Origin of the sequence: Streptomyces sp. NPDC046197 (genome assembly GCF_040646295.1) — a bacterium.
Taxonomy (GTDB): Bacteria; Actinomycetota; Actinomycetes; order Streptomycetales; family Streptomycetaceae; genus Streptomyces.
Window position 1 is genome coordinate 58,570 of the sequence record NZ_JBEYZY010000005.1, and the last position, 19,836, is coordinate 78,405.

General features: G+C 71.2%; 13 protein-coding genes and 2 pseudogenes. 4 read left to right on the forward strand and 11 right to left on the reverse strand.

Features of this window, described 5'->3' with window-relative positions; all coding sequences use genetic code 11:
* Nucleotides 1-248: 248 nt before the first annotated feature.
* The 5 genes and pseudogenes from mmsA to iolC form a co-directional block, all read right to left on the reverse strand.
* Nucleotides 249-1,751 carry a CoA-acylating methylmalonate-semialdehyde dehydrogenase gene (gene mmsA, locus AB0A61_RS08965; RefSeq protein WP_361288449.1) on the reverse strand — a complete coding sequence of 501 codons (1,503 nt, stop codon included), beginning with the start codon at nt 1,749-1,751 and terminating at the stop codon, nt 249-251.
* A 14-nt stretch (nt 1,752-1,765) separates the two neighbouring features.
* Nucleotides 1,766-3,667 carry a 3D-(3,5/4)-trihydroxycyclohexane-1,2-dione acylhydrolase (decyclizing) gene (gene iolD, locus AB0A61_RS08970; RefSeq protein ID WP_361288452.1) on the reverse strand — a complete coding sequence of 634 codons (1,902 nt, stop codon included), beginning with the start codon at nt 3,665-3,667 and terminating at the stop codon, nt 1,766-1,768.
* On the reverse strand, nt 3,664-4,500 hold the full coding sequence (iolB, locus tag AB0A61_RS08975; protein WP_361288455.1) for a 5-deoxy-glucuronate isomerase: 837 nt from the start codon (nt 4,498-4,500) through the stop codon (nt 3,664-3,666). Before iolB ends, iolD begins: the two co-directional genes overlap by 4 nt.
* Nucleotides 4,501-4,507: 7 nt before the next feature.
* Nucleotides 4,508-4,651, reverse strand: a pseudogene (locus tag AB0A61_RS08980) (deoxyribose-phosphate aldolase); the annotation flags it as partial.
* Nucleotides 4,652-4,708: 57 nt separating this feature from the next.
* Nucleotides 4,709-5,659, reverse strand: a complete 951-nt coding sequence (gene iolC, locus AB0A61_RS08985; protein ID WP_361288458.1) for a 5-dehydro-2-deoxygluconokinase — start codon at nt 5,657-5,659, stop codon at nt 4,709-4,711.
* Between the two features lie 331 nt (nt 5,660-5,990).
* Between iolC and AB0A61_RS08990 the strand changes: the two genes are divergently transcribed.
* Nucleotides 5,991-6,191 (forward strand): MerR family transcriptional regulator, encoded by a 201-nt coding sequence (locus AB0A61_RS08990; protein WP_361288461.1) that lies wholly within the window; start codon nt 5,991-5,993, stop codon nt 6,189-6,191.
* Between the two features lie 76 nt (nt 6,192-6,267).
* Here the strand turns inward: AB0A61_RS08990 and AB0A61_RS08995 are convergent, their stop codons facing one another.
* From AB0A61_RS08995 to AB0A61_RS09005, 3 genes are all read right to left on the reverse strand, one after another.
* Nucleotides 6,268-7,311, reverse strand: a complete 1,044-nt coding sequence (locus AB0A61_RS08995) for a zinc-dependent alcohol dehydrogenase family protein (protein WP_361288464.1) — start codon at nt 7,309-7,311, stop codon at nt 6,268-6,270.
* A 222-nt stretch (nt 7,312-7,533) separates the two neighbouring features.
* Nucleotides 7,534-8,421, reverse strand: coding sequence for an MBL fold metallo-hydrolase (locus tag AB0A61_RS09000; protein WP_361288467.1), 888 nt, complete (start codon nt 8,419-8,421; stop codon nt 7,534-7,536).
* 118 nt (nt 8,422-8,539) lie between these two features.
* The gene (locus tag AB0A61_RS09005; protein WP_361288470.1) at nt 8,540-10,990 is read right to left on the reverse strand and encodes an MMPL family transporter; all 2,451 of its coding nucleotides are present in this window, start codon (nt 10,988-10,990) and stop codon (nt 8,540-8,542) included.
* A gap of 180 nt (nt 10,991-11,170) precedes the next feature.
* Between AB0A61_RS09005 and AB0A61_RS09010 the strand changes: the two genes are divergently transcribed.
* The 3 genes from AB0A61_RS09010 (at nt 11,171) to AB0A61_RS09020 (ending at nt 14,505) form a co-directional block, all read left to right on the forward strand.
* Nucleotides 11,171-11,860 carry a TetR/AcrR family transcriptional regulator gene (locus tag AB0A61_RS09010; RefSeq protein ID WP_361288473.1) on the forward strand — a complete coding sequence of 230 codons (690 nt, stop codon included), beginning with the start codon at nt 11,171-11,173 and terminating at the stop codon, nt 11,858-11,860.
* 72 nt (nt 11,861-11,932) lie between these two features.
* A complete protein-coding gene (locus tag AB0A61_RS09015) occupies nt 11,933-12,172 on the forward strand; it encodes a heavy-metal-associated domain-containing protein (protein ID WP_361288476.1) in 240 nt (79 codons plus the stop codon).
* A 32-nt stretch (nt 12,173-12,204) separates the two neighbouring features.
* Nucleotides 12,205-14,505, forward strand: a complete 2,301-nt coding sequence (locus AB0A61_RS09020) for a heavy metal translocating P-type ATPase (RefSeq protein ID WP_361288479.1) — start codon at nt 12,205-12,207, stop codon at nt 14,503-14,505.
* Between the two features lie 664 nt (nt 14,506-15,169).
* On the opposite strand, the gene AB0A61_RS09025 is transcribed toward AB0A61_RS09020, so the two are convergent.
* The 3 genes and pseudogenes from AB0A61_RS09025 to AB0A61_RS09035 all read right to left on the reverse strand — a co-directional run bounded on the left by AB0A61_RS09025 (nt 15,170) and on the right by AB0A61_RS09035 (nt 19,822).
* Complete coding sequence (locus tag AB0A61_RS09025; protein ID WP_361288482.1) at nt 15,170-16,459, reverse strand: citrate synthase; 1,290 nt, start codon at nt 16,457-16,459, stop codon at nt 15,170-15,172.
* A 230-nt stretch (nt 16,460-16,689) separates the two neighbouring features.
* Nucleotides 16,690-18,954: an ATP-dependent RecD-like DNA helicase gene (locus AB0A61_RS09030; protein ID WP_361288485.1), complete on the reverse strand. Its 2,265-nt coding sequence runs from the start codon at nt 18,952-18,954 to the stop codon at nt 16,690-16,692.
* A 68-nt stretch (nt 18,955-19,022) separates the two neighbouring features.
* Nucleotides 19,023-19,822 (reverse strand): annotated as a pseudogene (locus tag AB0A61_RS09035) (sugar phosphate isomerase/epimerase family protein).
* Between the last annotated feature and the right edge of the window lie 14 nt (nt 19,823-19,836).

The window sequence follows — 19,836 nt, forward strand, 5'->3', positions numbered from 1 at the left end:
AATGGCTGTTTACCTTCGAAATCCGCAGCGGGCAAGCGGCGTTCGCCACATCACTTTCCCAGGTGATCAACACCAAATTGCCCATTCCCAAAGCCCTTGAAGATTCTGACCTTGCTTTCCAAGAAAGATGGCGCGTGACGCCTACGTCTTCCGTTTCGTCCCCTCCGCACGGGAACCGCAGCTCGGGCGTCAAAAAAATGTCAGGCCGCCCGGTATTCGGACGGCCTGACGGGGAGCGGGGACCGCCCTCAGTGGTTGCGCGGGAACCCGAGGTCGACACCGGCCGGGGCCTCGGACGGGTCGGGCCAGCGGGTGGTGACCACCTTGCCGCGGGTGTAGAAGTGCGTGCCGTCGTTGCCGTAGATGTGGTGGTCGCCGAAGAGCGAGTCCTTCCAACCACCGAAGGAGTGGTAGCCCACCGGCACCGGGATCGGCACGTTCACGCCGACCATGCCGGCCTCGACCTCCAGCTGGAAGCGGCGGGCCGCGCCGCCGTCCCGGGTGAAGATCGCGGTGCCGTTGCCGAACGGCGAGTTGTTCATGAGGGCCACGCCCTCCTCGTAGGTGTCCACGCGCAGCACGCACAGCACCGGGCCGAAGATCTCGTCCTGGTAGGCCTTCGCGCCGGTCGGCACCTTGTCCAGCAGCGAGATGCCGATCCAGTGGCCGTCCTCGAAGCCCTCCACGGTGTAGCCGGTGCCGTCCAGGACGACCTCGGCGCCCTCGGCGGCCGCGTTCTCCACGTACGAGGCCACCTTGTCGCGGTGCGCCCTGGTGATCAGCGGGCCCATCTCGGAGGTGGGGTCGTTGCCCGGGCCGATCTTGATCTTCTCGGCGCGCTCGCGGATCTTCTCCACCAGCGTGTCGCCGATCGCACCGACGGCGACGACGGCGGAGATGGCCATGCAGCGCTCGCCGGCGGAGCCGTACGCGGCCGAGACGGCGGCGTCGGCGGCCGCGTCCAGGTCGGCGTCCGGCAGTACCAGCATGTGGTTCTTGGCGCCGCCCAGGGCCTGGACCCGCTTGCCGTTCGCGGAGGCGGTGGTGTGGATGTAACGGGCGATCGGCGTCGAGCCGACGAAGGAGACCGCCTTGACGTCCGGGTGCTCCAGGAGACGGTCCACGGCCACCTTGTCGCCGTGCACGACGTTGAACACGCCGTCGGGCAGCCCGGCCTCGGCCAGCAGCTCGGCGATCTTCAGGGAAGCCGACGGGTCCTTCTCGGACGGCTTCAGCACGAAGGTGTTGCCGCACGCGATGGCCATGGGGAACATCCACATCGGGACCATCGCCGGGAAGTTGAACGGCGTGATGCCCGCGACCACCCCGAGCGGCTGCCGGATCGAGGCCACATCCACCTGGGTGGCGACCTGCGTGGACAGCTCGCCCTTGAGCTGCACGTTGATACCGCACGCGAGGTCGACGATCTCCAGACCGCGCGCGACCTCACCGAGCGCGTCGGAGTGCACCTTGCCGTGCTCGGCGGTGATCAGCTCGGCGATCTCGTCGCGGTGCGTGTCGAGCAGCGCCCGGAACTTGAACAGGATCGAGGTGCGCTGGGCCAGCGAGGACTGGCCCCAGGTCGCGAAGGCGTCCTTGGCGGCGGCCACGGCCGCGTCCACCTCGTCGACCGTCGCGAAGGCGACCTTCGTGGTGACCGCGCCGGTCGCCGGGTCCGTGACCGGCCCGTACGTGCCCGAGGCGCCTTCGACGGTCTTCCCGCCGATCCAGTGGTTGACGATCTTCGTCATTCCCGGTTACTCCTTCACAGATGGCGGCGTCGGGTCGAGACATGCCGTTCGTACAGCTCACGTGCCTTGACCGCCGACGGTCGGGTCGCGGTCTCGGCCACAGGTACATCCCACCAGGCCTGCGCCTCGGGCGCGCCCGACACTGTGTCTGCGGTTTCGGTCTCCACGTAGACACATGTGGGAGTGTCCGCCGCCCGCGCCTCGGCGAGGGCCCCGCGCAGGTCGCGGACGGTCTTCGCGCGCAGCACCCGCATGCCGAGGCTGGCCGCGTTGGCGGCGAGGTCGACGGGCAGCGGGGCACCCGTGTGGGTGCCGTCGGCGGAGCGGAAGCGGTACGCGGTGCCGAACCGCTCGCCGCCCACCGACTCCGACAGTCCGCCGATCGAGGCGTAGCCGTGGTTCTGCAGGATCACGACCTTGATCGCGATCCCCTCCTGCACGGCGGTGACGATCTCCGTCGGCATCATCAGGTACGTCCCGTCCCCCACCAGCGCCCACACGGGCCGGTCGGGTGCGGCCAGCTTCACGCCGATCGCGGCCGGGATCTCGTAGCCCATGCACGAGTAGCCGTACTCCAGGTGGTACTGGTCGGGCGAGCGCGTACGCCACAGTTTGTGCAGGTCGCCGGGGAGGGAGCCGGCCGCGTTGATGACGATGTCCGTCTCGTCGACGATCGCGTCCAGTGCGCCGAGCACCTGCGGCTGAGTGGGCCGTACGTCCGGCTCGCCGGCCTCGTAGCAGGCGTCCACGCGCCGCTCCCAGCGCTCCTTGCCCTGCGTGTACTCGGCGAGGTACGCGTCGGGGACGCGGTGGTCGTGCAGCCGCAGTGCCTCGGTCAGCTCCTGCAGGCCGCTGCGGGCGTCCGCGATCAGCGGCAGTCCGGCGAGCTTGTGGCCGTCGAAGGGGGCGATGTTGAGGTTGATGAAGCGGACACCCCGGCCGGTGAAGAGGGTGCCGGAAGCCGTGGTGAAGTCGGTGTACCTCGTCCCCACCCCGATCACCAGGTCGGCGGCGCGGGCCAGTTCGTCGGCGGTCGCGGTGCCGGTGTGACCGATGCCGCCGACGTCCTGCGGGTGGTCGTAGCGCAGGGAGCCCTTGCCGGCCTGGGTGGAGGCGACCGGGATCCCGGTGGCCTCGGCGAACTCGGCGAGCGCCTCCTCGGCGCGGCTGTGGTGGACCCCGCCGCCCGCGATCAGCAGGGGGCGGCGGGCGGCGCGGACCGCCCGGACGGCGGTGGCGAGTTCGGCCGGGTCGGCACCCGGGCGCCGCACGGCCCAGGTCCGCTCGGCGAAGAACTCCTCCGGCCAGTCGTACGCCTCCGCCTGGACGTCCTGCGGAAGGGCGAGCGTGACCGCGCCCGTCTCCACCGGGTCGGTGAGTACGCGCATCGCCTGCAGGGCGGAGGGGATCAGGGCCTCGGGGCGGCCGATCCGGTCGAAGTACCGGGACACCGGCCGCAGGCAGTCGTTGACCGACACGTCGCCCGCGTACGGCACTTCGAGCTGCTGCAGGACCGGGTCGGCGGGGCGGGCGGCGAAGACGTCGCCGGGCAGCAGCAGGACCGGGAGGTGGTTGATGGTCGCGAGGGCGGCTCCGGTGACCAGGTTCGTGGCGCCCGGGCCGACGGAGGTGGTGACGGCGTGCGTGGTGAGGCGGTTGGACTGGCGGGCGTGGCCGACCGCGGCGTGCACCATGGCCTGCTCGTTGCGGCCCTGGTGATAGGGCATGACATCGGCGTACTCGACGAGGGCCTGGCCGATGCCGGCGACGTTGCCGTGCCCGAAGATGCCCCAGGTGGCGCCGATCAGCCGCTGCCGCACCCCGTCCCGCTGGGTGTACTGGGCGGACAGGAACCGCACCAGCGCCTGTGCGGCCGTCAGCCGCACCGTGGAGGACTTGGAGGATTCAGAGGTCATCGGTAACCCCCTGTGCTGTCCGCGTGATCCGGGTGGAAACAGATCCGCCACTCCCGCGTCTCCCCCGGACCGGCCATGACGTTCAGGTAGTACATGGCGTGGCCGGGCTGCGCCACGGACGGGCCGTGCCAGCCGTCGGGCACCAGGACGGCGTCGCCGGAGCGGACCTCCGCGAGAACGTCGGAGCCGCCCGCACGCGAGGGGAACACGCGCTGGTACCCGAAACCGTGCGGGCCCTCGATCTCGAAGTAGTAGATCTCCTCCAGCTGCGACTCCTCGCCCGGCCGGTACTCGTCGTGCTTGTGCGGCGGGTACGACGACCAGTGACCGCCGGGCGTGATCACCTCGACCGCGATCAGCCGGTCGCAGTCGAAGGCGTCCGCCGAGGCGAAGTTGCGCACCTGGCGCGCGCAGCCGCCGCTGCCGCGGTCCTCCACGGAAACCTCCGGCGCGGGGCCGTAGCGGGCGGGGAGTCGACGCTCGCACTTCGCTCCTGCCAGGGCGAAGCGGCCTCCCGCGCCGGAGGCGATCTGGACCCGGGCGTCACGCGGCGCGTAGACGAAGTCGGTGACTCCGCCGAACACGCCCTCACGGCCCCGGACTTGGAATTCCTCGTCCGCCATGTCGTCCTGTGCCCGCACGGTACATCCACCCTCGAGCGGAAGTACGATCCACTCGCTGTCGCCGGTGGTGAACGTGTGTGTGCCGGCCGGCCCGAGTTCCACCACCCGCAGGCTGCAGTGGGTCCAGCCGGCCCGCTTGGGGTCGATGTCGACGACGTACTGGGCGTTCGCGGTGGTGCCCCGGGGGACGTACAGCTCATTGCTGGTCATGCGGCCCTCACAGCAGTCCTACGGCGGTGTCCACGGCGGCGGCCACGTCGCCGTCCGCCGGGTACAGCAGGGAACGGCCCACCACCGGACACGCGCCCGGTGGGCAGGCGCAGGCGCCGCGCCACTTCTCGAACGCGGCGGCGCGGTCCTGGGTCCGGTGCGGCAGCGCCGTCCGACTCGTGCGCAGCCCCTCCGGCGCGGGCCGCCCTCACAGCACCGCTCCGGCGGCGAGGGCGGCGTCCACCTCGGCCGGGGTGGGCATCGCGGACGAGCACTCCAGGCGGGAGGCGACGATGGCACCGGCGGCGTTGGCGTGCCGCACGATGCGCTCCAGGTCCCAGCCGGCGAGCAGACCGTGGCACAGGGAACCGCCGAAGGCGTCACCGGCGCCCAGGCCGTTGAGGACCTTGACCGCAAGCGGCGGGACCTCGGCCGACTCGCCCTTGCTGCTGACCGCCAGGACGCCCTTCGGGCCCTGCTTGACGACGGCGAGTTCGACGCCCGCGTCCAGCAGCGCGCGGGCGGCGGCGTGCGGCTCGCGCACACCGGTGGCGACCTCCACCTCGTCGAGGTTGCCGACGGCGACGGTGGTGTGATGCAGGGCCTCGTCGTAGAAGGGGCGGGCGGCTTCCGGGGCGTGCCAGAACATGGGGCGCCAGTCGAGGTCCAAGACCGTACGGCCGGACTTGGCCCGGTCGGCGAGGGCCGCGAGGGTCGCCGTACGGCTGGGCTCCTCGCTGAGCCCGGTGCCGGTGACCCAGAAGAGGCGTGCGTCGCGGATGGCGTCGAGGTCGAGGTCACCGGCGTGGATCTCCAGGTCCGGGGCCTTGGGCTGCCGGTAGAAGTAGAGCGGGAAGTCGTCCGGAGGGAACACCTCGCAGAAGGTGACCGGGGTGGGCAGTCCGGGAACCGGTGCCACCCAGCGGTCGTCGACGCCGAAGCCGCGCAGCGCCTGGTGGAGGTAGGCGCCGAAGGGATCGTCGCCGGTGCGGGTGATCACCGCCGTACGGCGGCCGAGGCGGGCCGCGGCGACCGCGACGTTCGCCGCCGAGCCGCCCAGGAACTTCCCGAAGGCCGACACCTGGGCCAGCGGCACGCCCGTCTGCAGCGGATACAGGTCCACCCCGATCCGCCCCATGGTGATCACGTCGTACGCCATCGGCTTCCCTTCGCATCGGCTCCTCCCGGTTGTAGTGCGGGTGCGGAGCCCTGTCAATGTTTTGTCCGGACATTCTGACGAGACACCGCGCTTGGCGCATCACCTCTTCGGACCCGCTGGCGCCTTTGCCCCGGATCTGTCACAAACACCTCCGCCCTGTCACACATGTCGCACGTACGCGGACTCTGGGTCACATCCGGTCGACAGGCGCTTGCCGCTGCTCACTGAGCGTCGTTGGACGGACACAGGATTTGTGATCGCCAGCGCGGCACCCGGCTCCCCCGACGGCCTTCCCGGCCGCCGCCGTGGTGCGTGCAGGGAGGTGCACGTCATGACCGACCGAAGGCTCTGGTCGTACAAGGAGATCGCGGCGCACATCCGGGTGCAGCCGGACACCGTGCGGTCCTACCGCAAGCACGGTCTGCTGCCGCCGCCCGACCACGTGGAGAAGGGCAAGCCCTACTGGTACGCGGACACCGTCCGCGCATGGGTCGCCGCCAGGCCCGGCAACCGCAACCGCAGAGGCGACTGAGCCAATCGCACCCGTGTGCGCCGACGGCGTGCCCCACGTGCGCGGGGCACCGTCAGGCCGGCCCGTCCCGGTCGCGTCAGCTCCACGGCTCGATGACCGTGACCCCGGCCCCCGGTGCCGAGCCCATCGCCGCCAGCGCGTCCGGGGCCCCCGCCAGCGGGATGGTCGACGTCACCAGCAGATCGGGCCGCAGTACGCCTGCCGCCACCAGCGCCAGCATCTCCGGGTAGGTGTGCGCGGCCATGCCGTGGCTGCCGAGGAGTTCCAGCTCCAGGGCGATGGCGCGGGCCATGGGCACCGGAGCCGTGCCCGTCGGGGAGGGCAGCAGACCGACCTGGACGTGGCGGCCCCGGCGGCGCAGGCCGTTCACGGAGGCCGCGCAGGTGACGGGCGAACCGAGGGCGTCCAGGGAGAGATGGGCGCCGCCGCCGGTCAGCTCGCGGACCCGTTCGGCGGTGTCCGGCACGGCCGCCGCGTCCACGCACTGCGCGGCGCCGAACCTCCTGGCCAGGTCCAGGGCCTGCGGCGACACGTCCACCGCGACCACCCGCGCCCCCGCGGCCGCCGCGATCATCACCGCCGACAGGCCCACACCACCGCAGCCGTGCACGGCGACCCACTGGCCGGGCGCGACCCGGCCCTGCTGGACCACCGCCCGGAACGCCGTGGCGAACCGGCAGCCGAGTGAGGCCGCCGTCGCGAAGGAGAGACCCTCGGGTACGGCGACCAGGTTCACATCGGCGTGGTCCAGCGGCACGTACTGGGCGAAGGAGCCCCAGTGCGTGAAGCCGGGCTGGGTCTGCCGCTCGCACACCTGCTGGTCGCCCGCCGCACAGGACGGGCAGGTGCCGCAGGCGCAGACGAAGGGCACGGTCACACGGTCGCCGGGCCGCCAGCGGGTGACGCGGGGGCCGGCCTGCTCGACCACACCGGCGAGTTCGTGACCGGGCACGTGCGGCAGCGTGATGTCGGGGTCGTGGCCCTGCCAGCCGTGCCAGTCGCTGCGGCACAGGCCGGTCGCCTCGACCCGCACCACGACCCCGTGCGCCGCGGGCCGCGGGTCCGCCACGTCCCGCACCTCGGCCGGCTCTCCGTACCGCTCGAACACCACAGCCCGCATCCGCCGCCCTCGCCTTCCGTCCGGTCCGGGGACTCCTGGGGTGCCGGGGTTTCCCGGTTTCCCGGCCCGCGGAGATCACCGCTTCCGGCGGAACGCTAGCGCCTGCCACAGAATTCGGTGGGGTGCGTCCCGCCTGGCCGGGGCGGGCCCGGGCGATGGCGCGCCGTCGGCGTCCGGCCGGCTCCTGGAGCGGGAGCGTGCCTCCATGGCGCGGGCAGTGCGTCACCAGCGCATCGCGGTGAAGTCGACGGGGCGGGGCCGGAGTTCACGGGTGCGCGCCGTCAGGCGCCGCAGCCGCCGGGCCATGTCGTCGGCGGGAAGGCGTCGGCGGTCGCCGTGGCCCGGCAGCAGCCACTCGAAGCGCAGCCGGTCGGCGGTCCGCGCCAGGGAGGCGGCCAGCTCGCTGATGGAGTACCAGGTGACGCTGTCGGCCACCTCGATGTCGGCTGTCGTGCGCGACCAGTAGAAGCTGTCACCGCTGAAGCAGTACCGCTCGTCCGCGAGGTAGAGCACGCTGCCTCGGGTGTGGCCGGGAAGCGGGAAGGCGATCACGCCTTCGGCGATCTCCGCCGGGTCGGTGCCACGGAGCACACGGTCGGCGTCCGGGGCGGCATCCAGGTCACCCTCGTGGATCCACAGCCGGGCGCCGAAGCGGTCGGCGTAGCGGCGGCCGTGCGCCGCGTGGTCGCGGTGGGTGAGCAGGACGTCGGTGACGGGGCCCAGCGCCTCGTGGCGGGCGGCCAGCGAAGTGCTCCAGCGCGGTGTGTCCACCATCATCGCGGTGCCGTCGGGGCGGCGCAGGAGGTAGGAGTTGGCCCCTGCGGTGTGCGGGGAGTTGTGTCCGCACAGGTGCACGGTGTCGTCCAGGGCCATCGGGAAGGGGTCCAGTGCGGCATCCGGCCGTCCGTCCGGGGGACGGATCGACCGGGTGGGGCAGGCATGCGCGGCGGCATGGAGCTGCCGGACCTCGGTGTGGCTGCGCGGCTGGCGCAGGACGACCGAGCGGCCGCCGGCCTCACCGATCAGGCCGGGGGCAAGCTGCCGGGCGACGTCGCAGTTCATGCAGCGCCCGTCCACCTGCCATCCGGCCTCTGACCGTTCCTCACCCATGGCCCACTCCCTTCCGCACCGCATCCGCTGACCGACCGCTCACTCTCAGGGGTATCCCCTGCCGTGCGGCCAATGGAAGAGCCAAAGGAAGAGCCGGAGGAAGAGGAGGACCGGATGACTAGCCTCGTGTCCTCGCCTCGTCCCGCTCCCCCGTCCGCCCCGGCTGCCCCGGCTGCCCCGTCCGCTCCGGCTGCTCCGGCTCCCCGGCACTGCCGGACTCCTCGGGCTCCCCCGGCGCCTCGCCCGGCGTCTCCCGTCCTTGCCGTTCCCCGTCCTCGTGGCTCCCGCCGGCCGGCCGTGGCTCCCCTTCGCTCAGTCCGAACCGGGCGTGGAAGCGGCGCAACGGGGCCGGTGCCCACCAGGTGGCGTGTCCGGTCAGGCGCATGACCGCGGGAACCAGGAGGCTGCGGACGATCATCGCGTCCATCAGGACCGCCAGGGCGATGCCGAGACCGAGCATCTTGGTGTTGGTCACCCGCGATGTGCCGATCGCGACCATCACCACCGCGAGGATCACCGCGGCCGCGGTGATCAGGCCGCCGGTGCGCTGCAGTCCGTGACGGACCGCCTCGCGGTGGTCGCCGTGGTGGTCGTACTCCTCCTTGATGCGGGACAGCAGGAACACGCCGTAGTCCATGGAGAGGCCGAAGGCCACGCAGAACATCAGGACCGGCAGGGTCGTCTCGATGGAGCCGGGGCTGGTGAAGCCGAGCGGGCCGGAGAGGTGTCCGTCCTGGAACACCCACACCACCGCCCCGAACATGGCTGTCAGGCTGAGCGCGTTGAGCAGCACCGCCTGGATCGGTATCAGCACGCTGCCCGTCAGCAGGAAGACCAGCAGCAGCGTGACGACCGCGATGAACACCGCCGCCCAGGGCAGCTGCTCGGCGATCGCGTGCTTGGAATCGACCAGGACGGCCGCCGTGCCGGTCACCTTGGTGGTGAAGGGGACGTCCGTGGAGCGCAGTTCGCGCACCAGACCCTGGGCGGCGTCGCCCACGGCCTCTCCCCTGGGCAGGACCGTGAAGTACGCCGAGTCGCCCTTCACCAGGGGGCCGTCGACCCGCAGCACCTGGGGCAGCGCGGCGACACGCTCCTTGTACGCGGCGTACTGCTCCCGGGTGGCCCGGCCCTCGGCGAGCACCTCCAGGCCGCCGCCGGGGCTGCCCGGGAAGCCCTCGCGTATGTGCTGCTGCACCACGTGGGACTCGGCCGTGGACGGCAGCTGGCGGTCGTCCGCGGTGCCGAACTTCACACCCAGGAAGGGAAGCCCGAGCAGCACGAGGACGGCGGTGGTGGCCAGCGCGAAGATCGGGGCGCGGCGCATCACCAGCGTCGCCATGCGGGCCCAGGCCGTGCCCTGGTCGCGGGTGGCCCCCGGCTGCCGGCCGCGGCGGAACAGCCGGCGCAGGTCCAGGGAGTTCACCCGGTGGCCGAGCAGCATCAGGGCCGCCGGGAGCAGGACGAGGGCCGCGGCGGCCGCCAGCAGCACGACCGCCATGCCCGCGTAGGCGAAGGACCGCAGGAAGTACTGCGGGAAGAGGAGCATCGCCGCCAGCGACACGGCGACCGTGAGGGCGGAGAAGAGCACGGTGCGCCCGGCGGTGCGCAGGGTCGTACCGACGGCGGTCAACGGGTCGGCGACCGTGGACAGTTCCTCTCGGAAGCGGCGCACGATGAACAGGGCGTAGTCGATGGCGAGGCCGAGGCCGAGGGCCGTGGTGAGGTTCATCGCGAAGACGGAGACGTCGGTGAACTCCGTCAGGCCGCGCAGCACCGCGTTGGTGCCGAGGATCGCGACGATGCCGATGCCGAGCGGCAGCAGGGCGGCCACGGCACTGCCGAAGACCATGACCAGGAGGACGAGCGTCACCGGCAACGCGATCAGCTCGGCCCGAGTCAGGTCCTCGCGGATGATCGTCTGCATCTCGTGCCGCACGGCGACCGGGCCGCCGACCCTGACCCTCACGGGTCCGTGCGCGCCCCGGTAGGAAGGCGCTATGCGGTCCAGGGTCCGGCCCATCGCCGTCTCGTCGCCCGTGATGCGGGCGGCGATCAGTGCCTCGTGCCCGTCCCGGGCGCGCAGGGCCGGTGCGCCCGACTGCCAGTAGGAGCCGACTCCGGTGACGCCCTTCTCGGTGGCCAGGCGGGCGGCCAGCCGCTTGGCCTCGGCGGCCACCGCCGGGTCCGCCACCGAGGAGCGGCCCGCGTCGACCAGGAGCAGCAGGTTGGGCTGGGAGGCGGGGAACTCGCGCTCCAGGGCCTTCGTCGCGTACGTCGACTCGGCGGCCGGGTCCTCCCAGCCGCCGCTGCCCAGCCGGTCGGCGACACCGCTGCCCGCCAGCACGGCGAGCAGGGTCAGCACGAGGGCGGTCAGCAGCGAGAGGCGGGGCCGGGCGGTGACGAAGCGGGTCCAGCCGCCTGCGCGCACCGCAGCCCTCGTGCTGGGCGGTGCGCCCGCACCGGGCGGTGCGCCGCCGGAAGCCCGATCGCCCCCGGCCCGCGTCGGTCCGCCCTCCCCGCGCGGCGCCGCGCCCCCACGCTCCGGCGGCTCATTGACTCCGGTCATCCTGCGGTGTCCCCCTTCACCTCGACTTCACCTCGACCCGTGCCCTTGCGCTGACAGGCAGGCAGCATGGGTCTGCCATTGCCAAGTAAAGTGGCAAACACGAGAGATCGCTCGCGTTTCACAAGAATGCGAGCGACCGCTCGTGTTTGTCAATCGTGTGCGGAAAGCTGGGGATGACTCGTGCCCGACCAGACCGAGAAGCCCGGGAAGGACCCGGCGGGGGGCGAGCGGCTGCGCCGCAGGCAGGCCCGCGGCGAGCGGCGGATCGCCCAGCTGCTGGAGGCCGCCGCCTCCGTCTTCTGCGCCACCGGTTACACCGCCGCCAGCACGAACGCCATCGCCCGGGAGGCAGGCGTCTCACCGGGCACGCTGTACCAGTTCTTCCCCAACAAGGAGGCCATCGCGATCGAGCTGGGCGACCGGCTCGTGCACGAGATGCGCGAGACCTACGGGGAGGCACTCGCGCCCGTCGACCCCGCGACCCCGCTCGAGGAGGCCGTGGGCACCGCCGTGGACCGCTTCGTCGACTTCAGCCGCCGGCACCCGGTCTTCTTCACCCTGATGCACGGCCCCGACATCCCGGGGCGGATCGCCGAGGAGCACGACGCCCTGCACGCGACCCTGCTGTCCCGGGTCGAGTTCCTGCTCTCGTCGTTCATGCCGGACACCCCGGCGGCCGACATCACCCGCACGGCGCACGTGTGCCTGAGCGTGTACAAGGCCGGCCTGGAACTGGTCCTCGGCCACGAGGGCGCCGAGCGCGACGCATACGTCCAGGAGATCAAGGACGTCCTGGTCCGCTACCTGCAGCCACTGGTGGCCGACCGGGCCGCCACTCCGTCGGCCACCTCTTTGAGAAATACCCCCTAGGGGTATAGTGTCAATGGCGTGACCCCCTCCTGGGCCACGTCGACCCCACACGTCTCGACGAGGAGTTACGACATGACCGCTCAGACCGGTACCCCGCAGACCGTCACCACCTCCTACAAGGTGAGCGGGATGAGCTGCGGCCACTGCGAGGGTTCCGTCTCCGCCGAGCTCTCCGCGCTCCCCGGCGTCAGCTCCGTCAAGGCCGTCGCCTCGACCGGCGAGGTCACGGTCGTCTCCGCCGCCCCGCTCGACGAGGAGGCGGTCCGCGCCGCGGTGGACGAGGCCGGCTTCGAGCTCGTCGGCACGGTCTGAGAAATCCCCGGTCCGCCCTCTGGAGTCAGGACATGACCACCCGTACCATCACGGAACCCGTCATAACCTCTCCGTCGGACGTCTCCGAGGTCGAGCTGCTCATCGGCGGAATGACCTGCGCCTCCTGCGCGGCCCGCGTCGAGAAGAAGCTCAACCGCATGGACGGCGTCAGCGCCACGGTGAACCTCGCGACGGAGAAGGCGAAAGTCACCTACACCGCGGGGATCGCCGTCGCCGACCTGATCGCCACCGTGGAGCGGACGGGTTACACCGCCGAGGAACCCCCGGCGCCGCAGCCGCAACCCCAGGCGCCGGCCGAGGAGCAGGCGCCCGCCGATCCGGAGCTCGCGTCCCTCCGTCAGCGCCTGCTCGTCTGTGCGCTCCTCGCCGTCCCCGTCGCGCTGTTCGCCATGGTCCCGGCCCTGCAGTTCGACAACTGGCAGTGGCTCTCGCTCACCCTCGCGGCCCCCGTCGTCGTCTGGGGCGGCCTGCCCTTCCACCGGGCTGCCCTCACCAACGCCCGGCACGGTGCCGCCACCATGGACACCCTCGTCTCGGTCGGCACGCTGGCCGCGTTCGGCTGGTCGCTGTGGGCGCTGTTCCTCGGCGACGCGGGCATGCCCGGCATGCACGACGAGTTCCGCCTCACCGTCTCCCGTATGGACGGCGCGTCGACGATCTACCTGGAGGTGGCCGCCGGAGTCGTCGCCCTGATCCTGCTCGGCCGCTACCTGGAGGCCCGGTCCAAGCGCCGGGCGGGTGCCGCGCTGCGCGCGCTGCTGGAGCTGGGCGCGAAGGACGTCTCCGTGCTGCGGGAAGGGCGCGAGGTGCGCGTCCCGGTGGCCGCGCTGACCGTCGGCGACCGCTTCGTCGTACGCCCGGGCGAGAAGATCGCCACCGACGGCACGGTCGTCGAGGGCGGCTCGGCGGTCGACGCCTCGATGCTGACCGGCGAGTCGGTACCGGTCGACGTGGGCGTGGGCGACGCGGTCACCGGTGCCACCGTGAACGCCGGTGGCCGGCTCGTGGTGGAGGCCACCCGGGTCGGCGCGGACACGCAGCTCGCCCGGATGGCGAAACTGGTCGAGGACGCGCAGAACGGCAAGGCGCAGGTGCAGCGGCTGGCCGACCGGATCTCGGCGGTCTTCGTGCCGGTGGTCATCCTCATCGCACTCGGCACACTGCTGACCTGGCTGTCCGTCACCGGGGACGTGACCGCCGCGTTCACCGCCGCCGTCGCCGTGCTGATCATCGCCTGCCCGTGCGCGCTGGGTCTGGCCACACCGACCGCGCTGATGGTCGGCACCGGCAGGGGCGCCCAGCTCGGCATCCTCATCAAGGGCCCCGAGGTACTGGAGTCGACCCGCCGCGTCGACACCGTCGTCCTGGACAAGACGGGGACGGTCACCACCGGCCGGATGACCCTCCAGGAGGTGTACGCCACCGAGGGCACCGACGAGAAGCAGGTACTGCGGCTCGCGGGCGCCCTGGAACACGCCTCCGAGCACCCGGTCGCCCGGGCGATCGCCGCCGGCGCCGCGGAGCGGCTCGGCCCGCTGCCCGCGGTCGAGCACTTCGAGAACGTCCCCGGCCGGGGCGTACGCGGGCGTGTGGAGGGCCACGAGGTGTCCGTGGGTCGACTCCTGGATACCACCGCCGTCACCGCCGCCACCGCCGGCCCGGCCCCCGAGCTCCCGGCCGGGGTGTCCCTGGCCCGCCGGACGGCCGAGCAGAACGGTCACACGGCCGTCGTGGTCGCCTGGGACGGGGTGGCACGGGGTGTCATCGCCGTGGCGGACGCCGTGAAGGAGAGCAGCCCGGAGGCGGTACGGCAGCTGCGGGCCCTGGGTCTGCGTCCCGTGCTGCTGACCGGCGACAACCGGGCGGTCGCCGAGGCCGTCGCGCGGGCCGTCGGGATCGACCCCGGCGATGTGCTGGCCGAGGTGCTGCCGGAGCAGAAGGTCGACGCCGTCAGGCGGCTGCAGGCCGAGGGACGGACCGTGGCCATGGTCGGCGACGGGGTCAACGACGCGGCCGCGCTCGCCACCGCCGATCTGGGTCTGGCGATGGGGACCGGCACGGACGCCGCGATCGAGGCGGGCGACCTGACGCTGGTGCGCGGGGACCTGCGGGTGGCCGCCGACGCCATCCGGCTCTCCCGGCGGACCCTGGCCACGATCAAGGGCAACCTGGTGTGGGCCTTCGGTTACAACGTGGCCGCACTGCCGCTGGCCGCCGCCGGACTGCTGAACCCCATGATCGCGGGGGCGGCGATGGCGTTCTCCTCGGTGTTCGTGGTGACGAACAGCCTTCGGCTGCGGACTTTTCGCTGAACCAGGCGCCCCAGACCCCCTGGAGTCGGACGCCCACCTCACATAAGCTCTTCACAAGGCTCGCGCATCATCCTTACGCTTGGGTCCCGATCGCCATATCGGGGCTCTTGCGCATCTAACGGACATATGCAAGAGACGCAGATCACAGTGATGTGAACGTAACCATCGAAGGGGTTCGAAGGTCTAAGTTGGCGATGTCAGGACGGCGTCTTGGGGGGCGCCGACTGGCATCTGAGGATGTCTTGGGGGACTTCCTCAGATGGGGTACTCCCTGCTCGAACGGAGTTGAGAGCTTGGGGGAGCGTTGCCGGGACACGTACACCGGGAAGCTTTGAGCGGCCCTCCCGAGCGTGCGCTGTCCCGGCAGACCGCACAGCAGTAGAGGTGGGACGAGTTCTGCTCGTTCTGCTCACAGCGATTCAGGCGCTGGTCTCACAGACGCCCGGCCGGATCCCGTGGGGGGAATCCGCACCGGGACATGGGAAGGCGCCCTGGTCGCCGGCCCGTGGGGGGACCGGTGCATCAGGGCGCCTTCCGCTTTTCCGCATACGCACGTTTCCGCATACGGCGCACACGTTTCCGCATGCCGGCACACGTCAGTGATGCCGCCGTCTACGCGGCCCCGCACCGACCGCACAGGTACGGAGCCCGCGGACGCTACTGCTCAGCGCTCCTCGACGGGAACGAAGTCGCGCTCGACCACGCCCGTGTAGATCTGGCGCGGACGGCCGATACGGGAGCCCGGCTCCTTGATCATTTCCTGCCACTGGGCGATCCAGCCCGGCAGGCGGCCGAGGGCGAACAGGACCGTGAACATCTCGGTCGGGAAGCCCATGGCCCGGTAGATGAGGCCGGTGTAGAAGTCGACGTTCGGGTACAGCTTGCGCTCGACGAAGTAGCTGTCGGACAGCGCGTGCTCCTCCAGCTTCAGGGCGATGTCGAGGAGCTCGTCCTCCTTGCCCAGCGCCGAGAGCACGTCGTGCGCGGCTGCCTTGATGATCTTGGCACGCGGGTCGAAGTTCTTGTAGACCCGGTGGCCGAAGCCCATCAGACGGACGCCGTCCTCCTTGTTCTTCACCTTGCGGATGAAGGTGTCGACGTCGGATCCGGAGTCCCGGATGCCCTCCAGCATCTCCAGGACGGACTGGTTGGCGCCGCCGTGCAGCGGGCCCCACAGCGCGTTGATGCCGGCCGAGATGGAGGCGAACATGTTGGCCTGCGAGGAGCCCACCAGGCGGACCGTGGAGGTCGAGCAGTTCTGCTCGTGGTCGGCGTGCAGGATCAGCAGCTTGTCCAGCGCGGAGACGACGACCGGGTCCAGGTCGTACTCCTGGGCCGGGACCGAGAAGGTCATGCGCAGGAAGTTCTCGACGTAGGACAGGTCGTTGCGCGGGTAGACGAACGGGTGGCCGATCGACTTCTTGTACGCGTACGCCGCGATCGTCGGGAGCTTGGCGAGCAGGCGGATGGTGGAGAGGTTGCGCTGCTTGTCGTCGAACGGGTTGTGGCTGTCCTGGTAGAAGGTCGACAGCGCCGAGACGACGGACGAGAGCATCGCCATCGGGTGGGCGTCGCGCGGGAAGCCCTTGTAGAAGTTCTTGACGTCCTCGTGCAGGAGGGTGTGCTGAGTGATGTCGTTCTTGAAGGCGGTGAGCTCGTCGACGGTCGGCAGCTCACCGTTGATCAGCAGGTAGGCCACCTCCAGGAAGGTGGAGCGCTCGGCCAGCTGCTCGATGGGGTAGCCGCGGTACCGGAGAATGCCCTGCTCGCCGTCGAGGTAGGTGACGGCGGATTTGTAGGCGGCCGTGTTGCCGTAGCCGCTGTCCAAGGTCACGAGACCGGTCTGGGCGCGGAGCTTCCCGATGTCGAAGCCCTTGTCGCCGACGGTGCTGTCGATCACCGGGTAGGTGTACTCGCTGCCGTCGTACCGCAGTACTACAGAGTTGTCGCTCACGTCTTCCCTCACCGACGTAGTGCCTCATCTTCGAGGTGCCCTGACTGTCTCTACCATCCCCCATTTGGCTCAGGAGAGTGCACTCGGGGTCGACCATTGGGCCTATCGGCGGCACTCAGTGCCGTCAACCTGCTCATCCTGCCCCCTGGATCCGGCATCCGGAAGTGCCGTGTGACCTTTGTGACTCGTTTGATCGATCATTTTTCGTGATGGCGGACCGGCGGGCGAGGTCAGGGGGCCGCGAGGCGGAAATCGAGGGCCGTGCAGCGCCGTCCCGCCGACACCGTGCGCACCGCCTGACCGATCGCTTTGCGTGAACCGACGAGGACGACCAGTTTCCTGGCGCGGGTCACCGCCGTGTACAGCAGGTTCCGCTGAAGCATCATCCAGGCGCCGGTAGTGACCGGGATCACCACGGCCGGATACTCGCTGCCCTGGGAGCGGTGGATGGTCACCGCGTACGCGTGTGCCAGTTCGTCCAGTTCGTCGAATTCGTACGGAACCTCCTCGTCCTCGTCCGTCAGCACCGTCAGGCGCTGGTCGACCGGGTCCAGCGAGGTGACCACGCCCACGGTGCCGTTGAAGACACCGTTCTTCCCCTTCTCGTAATTGTTGCGAACCTGGGTGACCTTGTCGCCGACGCGGAAGACCCGGCCGCCGAACCGCTTCTCCGGCAGGTCGGGCCGTCCAGGGGTGATGGCCTGCTGGAGCAGGCCGTTGAGCGTGCCGGCGCCCGCCGGTCCGCGGTGCATCGGCGCGAGCACCTGGACGTCCCGGCGCGGGTCGAGCCCGAACCGGGCCGGGATCCGCCGGGCGGCCACGTCCACGGTGAGCCGGCCCGCCTCCTCCGTGTCGTCCTCGACGAAGACGAAGAAGTCCTTCATGCCGTCGGTGACCGGGTGCTGACCCGCGTTGATCCGGTGCGCGTTGGTCACCACGCCCGACTGCTGGGCCTGGCGGAACACGCGCGTCAGGCGCACGGCGGGGATCGGGCTGCCGGCGGCCAGCAGGTCCCGCAGGACCTCGCCGGCGCCGACGCTGGGCAGTTGGTCCACGTCGCCGACGAAGAGCAGGTGCGCACCCGGAGGTACGGCCTTGACCAGCTTGTTGGCGAGCAGCAGGTCCAGCATGGACGCCTCGTCCACGACCACCAGGTCGGCGTCCAGGGGGCGGTCCCGGTCGTACGCCGCGTCCCCGCCGGGCTTGAGCTCCAGCAGCCGGTGGACGGTGGAGGCCTCGGCGCCGGTCAGCTCGGCGAGCCGTTTGGCGGCGCGTCCGGTGGGCGCGGCGAGCACGACCTTCGCCTTCTTGGCGCGGGCCAGCTCCACGATCGACCGCACGGTGAAGGACTTGCCGCAGCCGGGACCGCCGGTCAGGACGGCCACCTTCTCGGTGAGCGCCAGCTTCACGGCCGCCTCCTGCTCGGGTGCGAGGCCGGCCCCCGTACCGCTCCTGAGCCAGCCCAGTGCCCTGTCCCAGGCCACCTGCCGGAAGGACGGCATGCGGTCGGCGTCCGTGCGCAGCAGGCGCATCAGCTGGGCGGCCAGGGAGAGTTCGGCGCGGTGGAAGGGGACCAGGTAGACGGCGGTGACCGGGTCCCCTCCGTCCGGGCCGGGCACCTTCTCCCGGACGACACCGGGCTCCTCGCCGTCCTCCCGGGGCTCGGCGAGTTCGCCGAGGCACTCGATGACGAGCCCGGTGTCGACCTGGAGGAGCTTGACGGCGTCCGCGATCAGCCGTTCCTCCGGCAGGAAGCAGTGACCCTGGTCGGTGGACTGCGACAGCGCGTACTGCAGGCCCGCCTTGACGCGCTCCGGGCTGTCGTGCGGGATGCCGACGGACTGGGCGATCTTGTCGGCGGTGAGGAAGCCGATGCCCCAGACGTCGGCGGCCAGCCGGTAGGGCTGGTTCTTCACCACCGAGATCGACGCGTCGCCGTACTTCTTGTAGATACGCACCGCGATCGACGTCGACACCTCGACGGTCTGGAGGAAGAGCATGACCTCCTTGATGGCCTTCTGCTCCTCCCAGGCGTCGGCGATCTTCCTGGTGCGCTTGGGGCCGAGGCCGGGTACCTCGATGAGCCGCTCGGGCTCCTCCTCGATGATCTTCAGGGTGTCCAGCCCGAAGTGCTGGGTGATGCGGTCGGCGAAGACCGGGCCGATGCCCTTGACCAGGCCGGAGCCGAGGTAGCGGCGGATGCCCTGGACGGTGGCCGGCAGGACGGTGGTGTAGTTCTCGACGGTGAACTGCTTGCCGTACTGCGGGTGCGAGCCCCATCGCCCCTCCATGCGGAGGGATTCGCCGACCTGGGCGCCGAGGAGCGCCCCGACGACCGTGAGGAGGTCGCCGCCGCCCCGGCCGGTGTCGACGCGGGCGACCGTGTACCCGTTCTCCTCGTTGGCGTACGTGATCCGCTCCAGCACGCCTTCGAGCACGGCCGGTCGCCGTTCGCCGTTCCCCGCCCCGGGGGAACTCCCCGCCTGATTGGACATGATCCGACGGTACCGGCGCGCACCGACAGTGGGGGGTGGCGACCGGCGCGAGGGACCCGCTCACGCACTCAGGGGACCACGTGTTCCACGAAGCGGGCCGTCGTCTCCGCCAGCACCTCCCGCCCGTCCCTGGCCCACAGCTCCTCGTTGAACAGCTCCACTTCGATCGGCCCGGTGTACCCGGCCGCCTCCACGTACCCCTTCCACTCCCGCATGTCGATCGCCCCGTCCCCGATCTGGCCCCGGCCGTTCAGGACGCCCTCGGGCAACGGAGTGGTCCAGTCGGCGAGCTGGAGGCGTGCAGGCGGCCCGAGGCACCCGCGCGGGCGATCTGCTCGGGGGCCGTGTCGTCCCACCAGACGTGGTACGTGTCCACCGCGACGCCGACCTGCCGGGCGGGGAAGCGTTCCGCGAGGTCCATGGCCTGGGCGAGGGTGGAGACCACGCAGCGGTCGGAGGCGTACATGGGGTGCAGGGGCTCGATGGCCAGGCGTACGCCGTGCGACTCGGCGTACGGGCCCAGCTCCGCCAGGGCGTCCGCGATGCGCTCACGGGCGCCGTGCAGGTCCTTGGAGCCGGCCGGGAGGCCGCCCGAGACCAGCACCAGGGTCTGCGTGCCGAGCGCGGCCGCCTCCTCGACGGCCCGGCGGTTGTCGGCCAGCGCGGCGGCTCGCGCCCCGGGGTCGGTCGCGGTGAGGAAGCCGCCCCGGCACAGTGTCGTCACGGCCAGGCCCGCGTCACGGACCAGCTCGGCCGTCGCCTCCGGACCGTACGCCCGCACGGGCTCCCGCCACAGGCCGACAAGGGCCACGCCCAGCTCGGCGCAGGCCTCGACCAGCTCGGGCAGGGACAGCTGCCTGACCGTCATCTGGTTGACGGAGA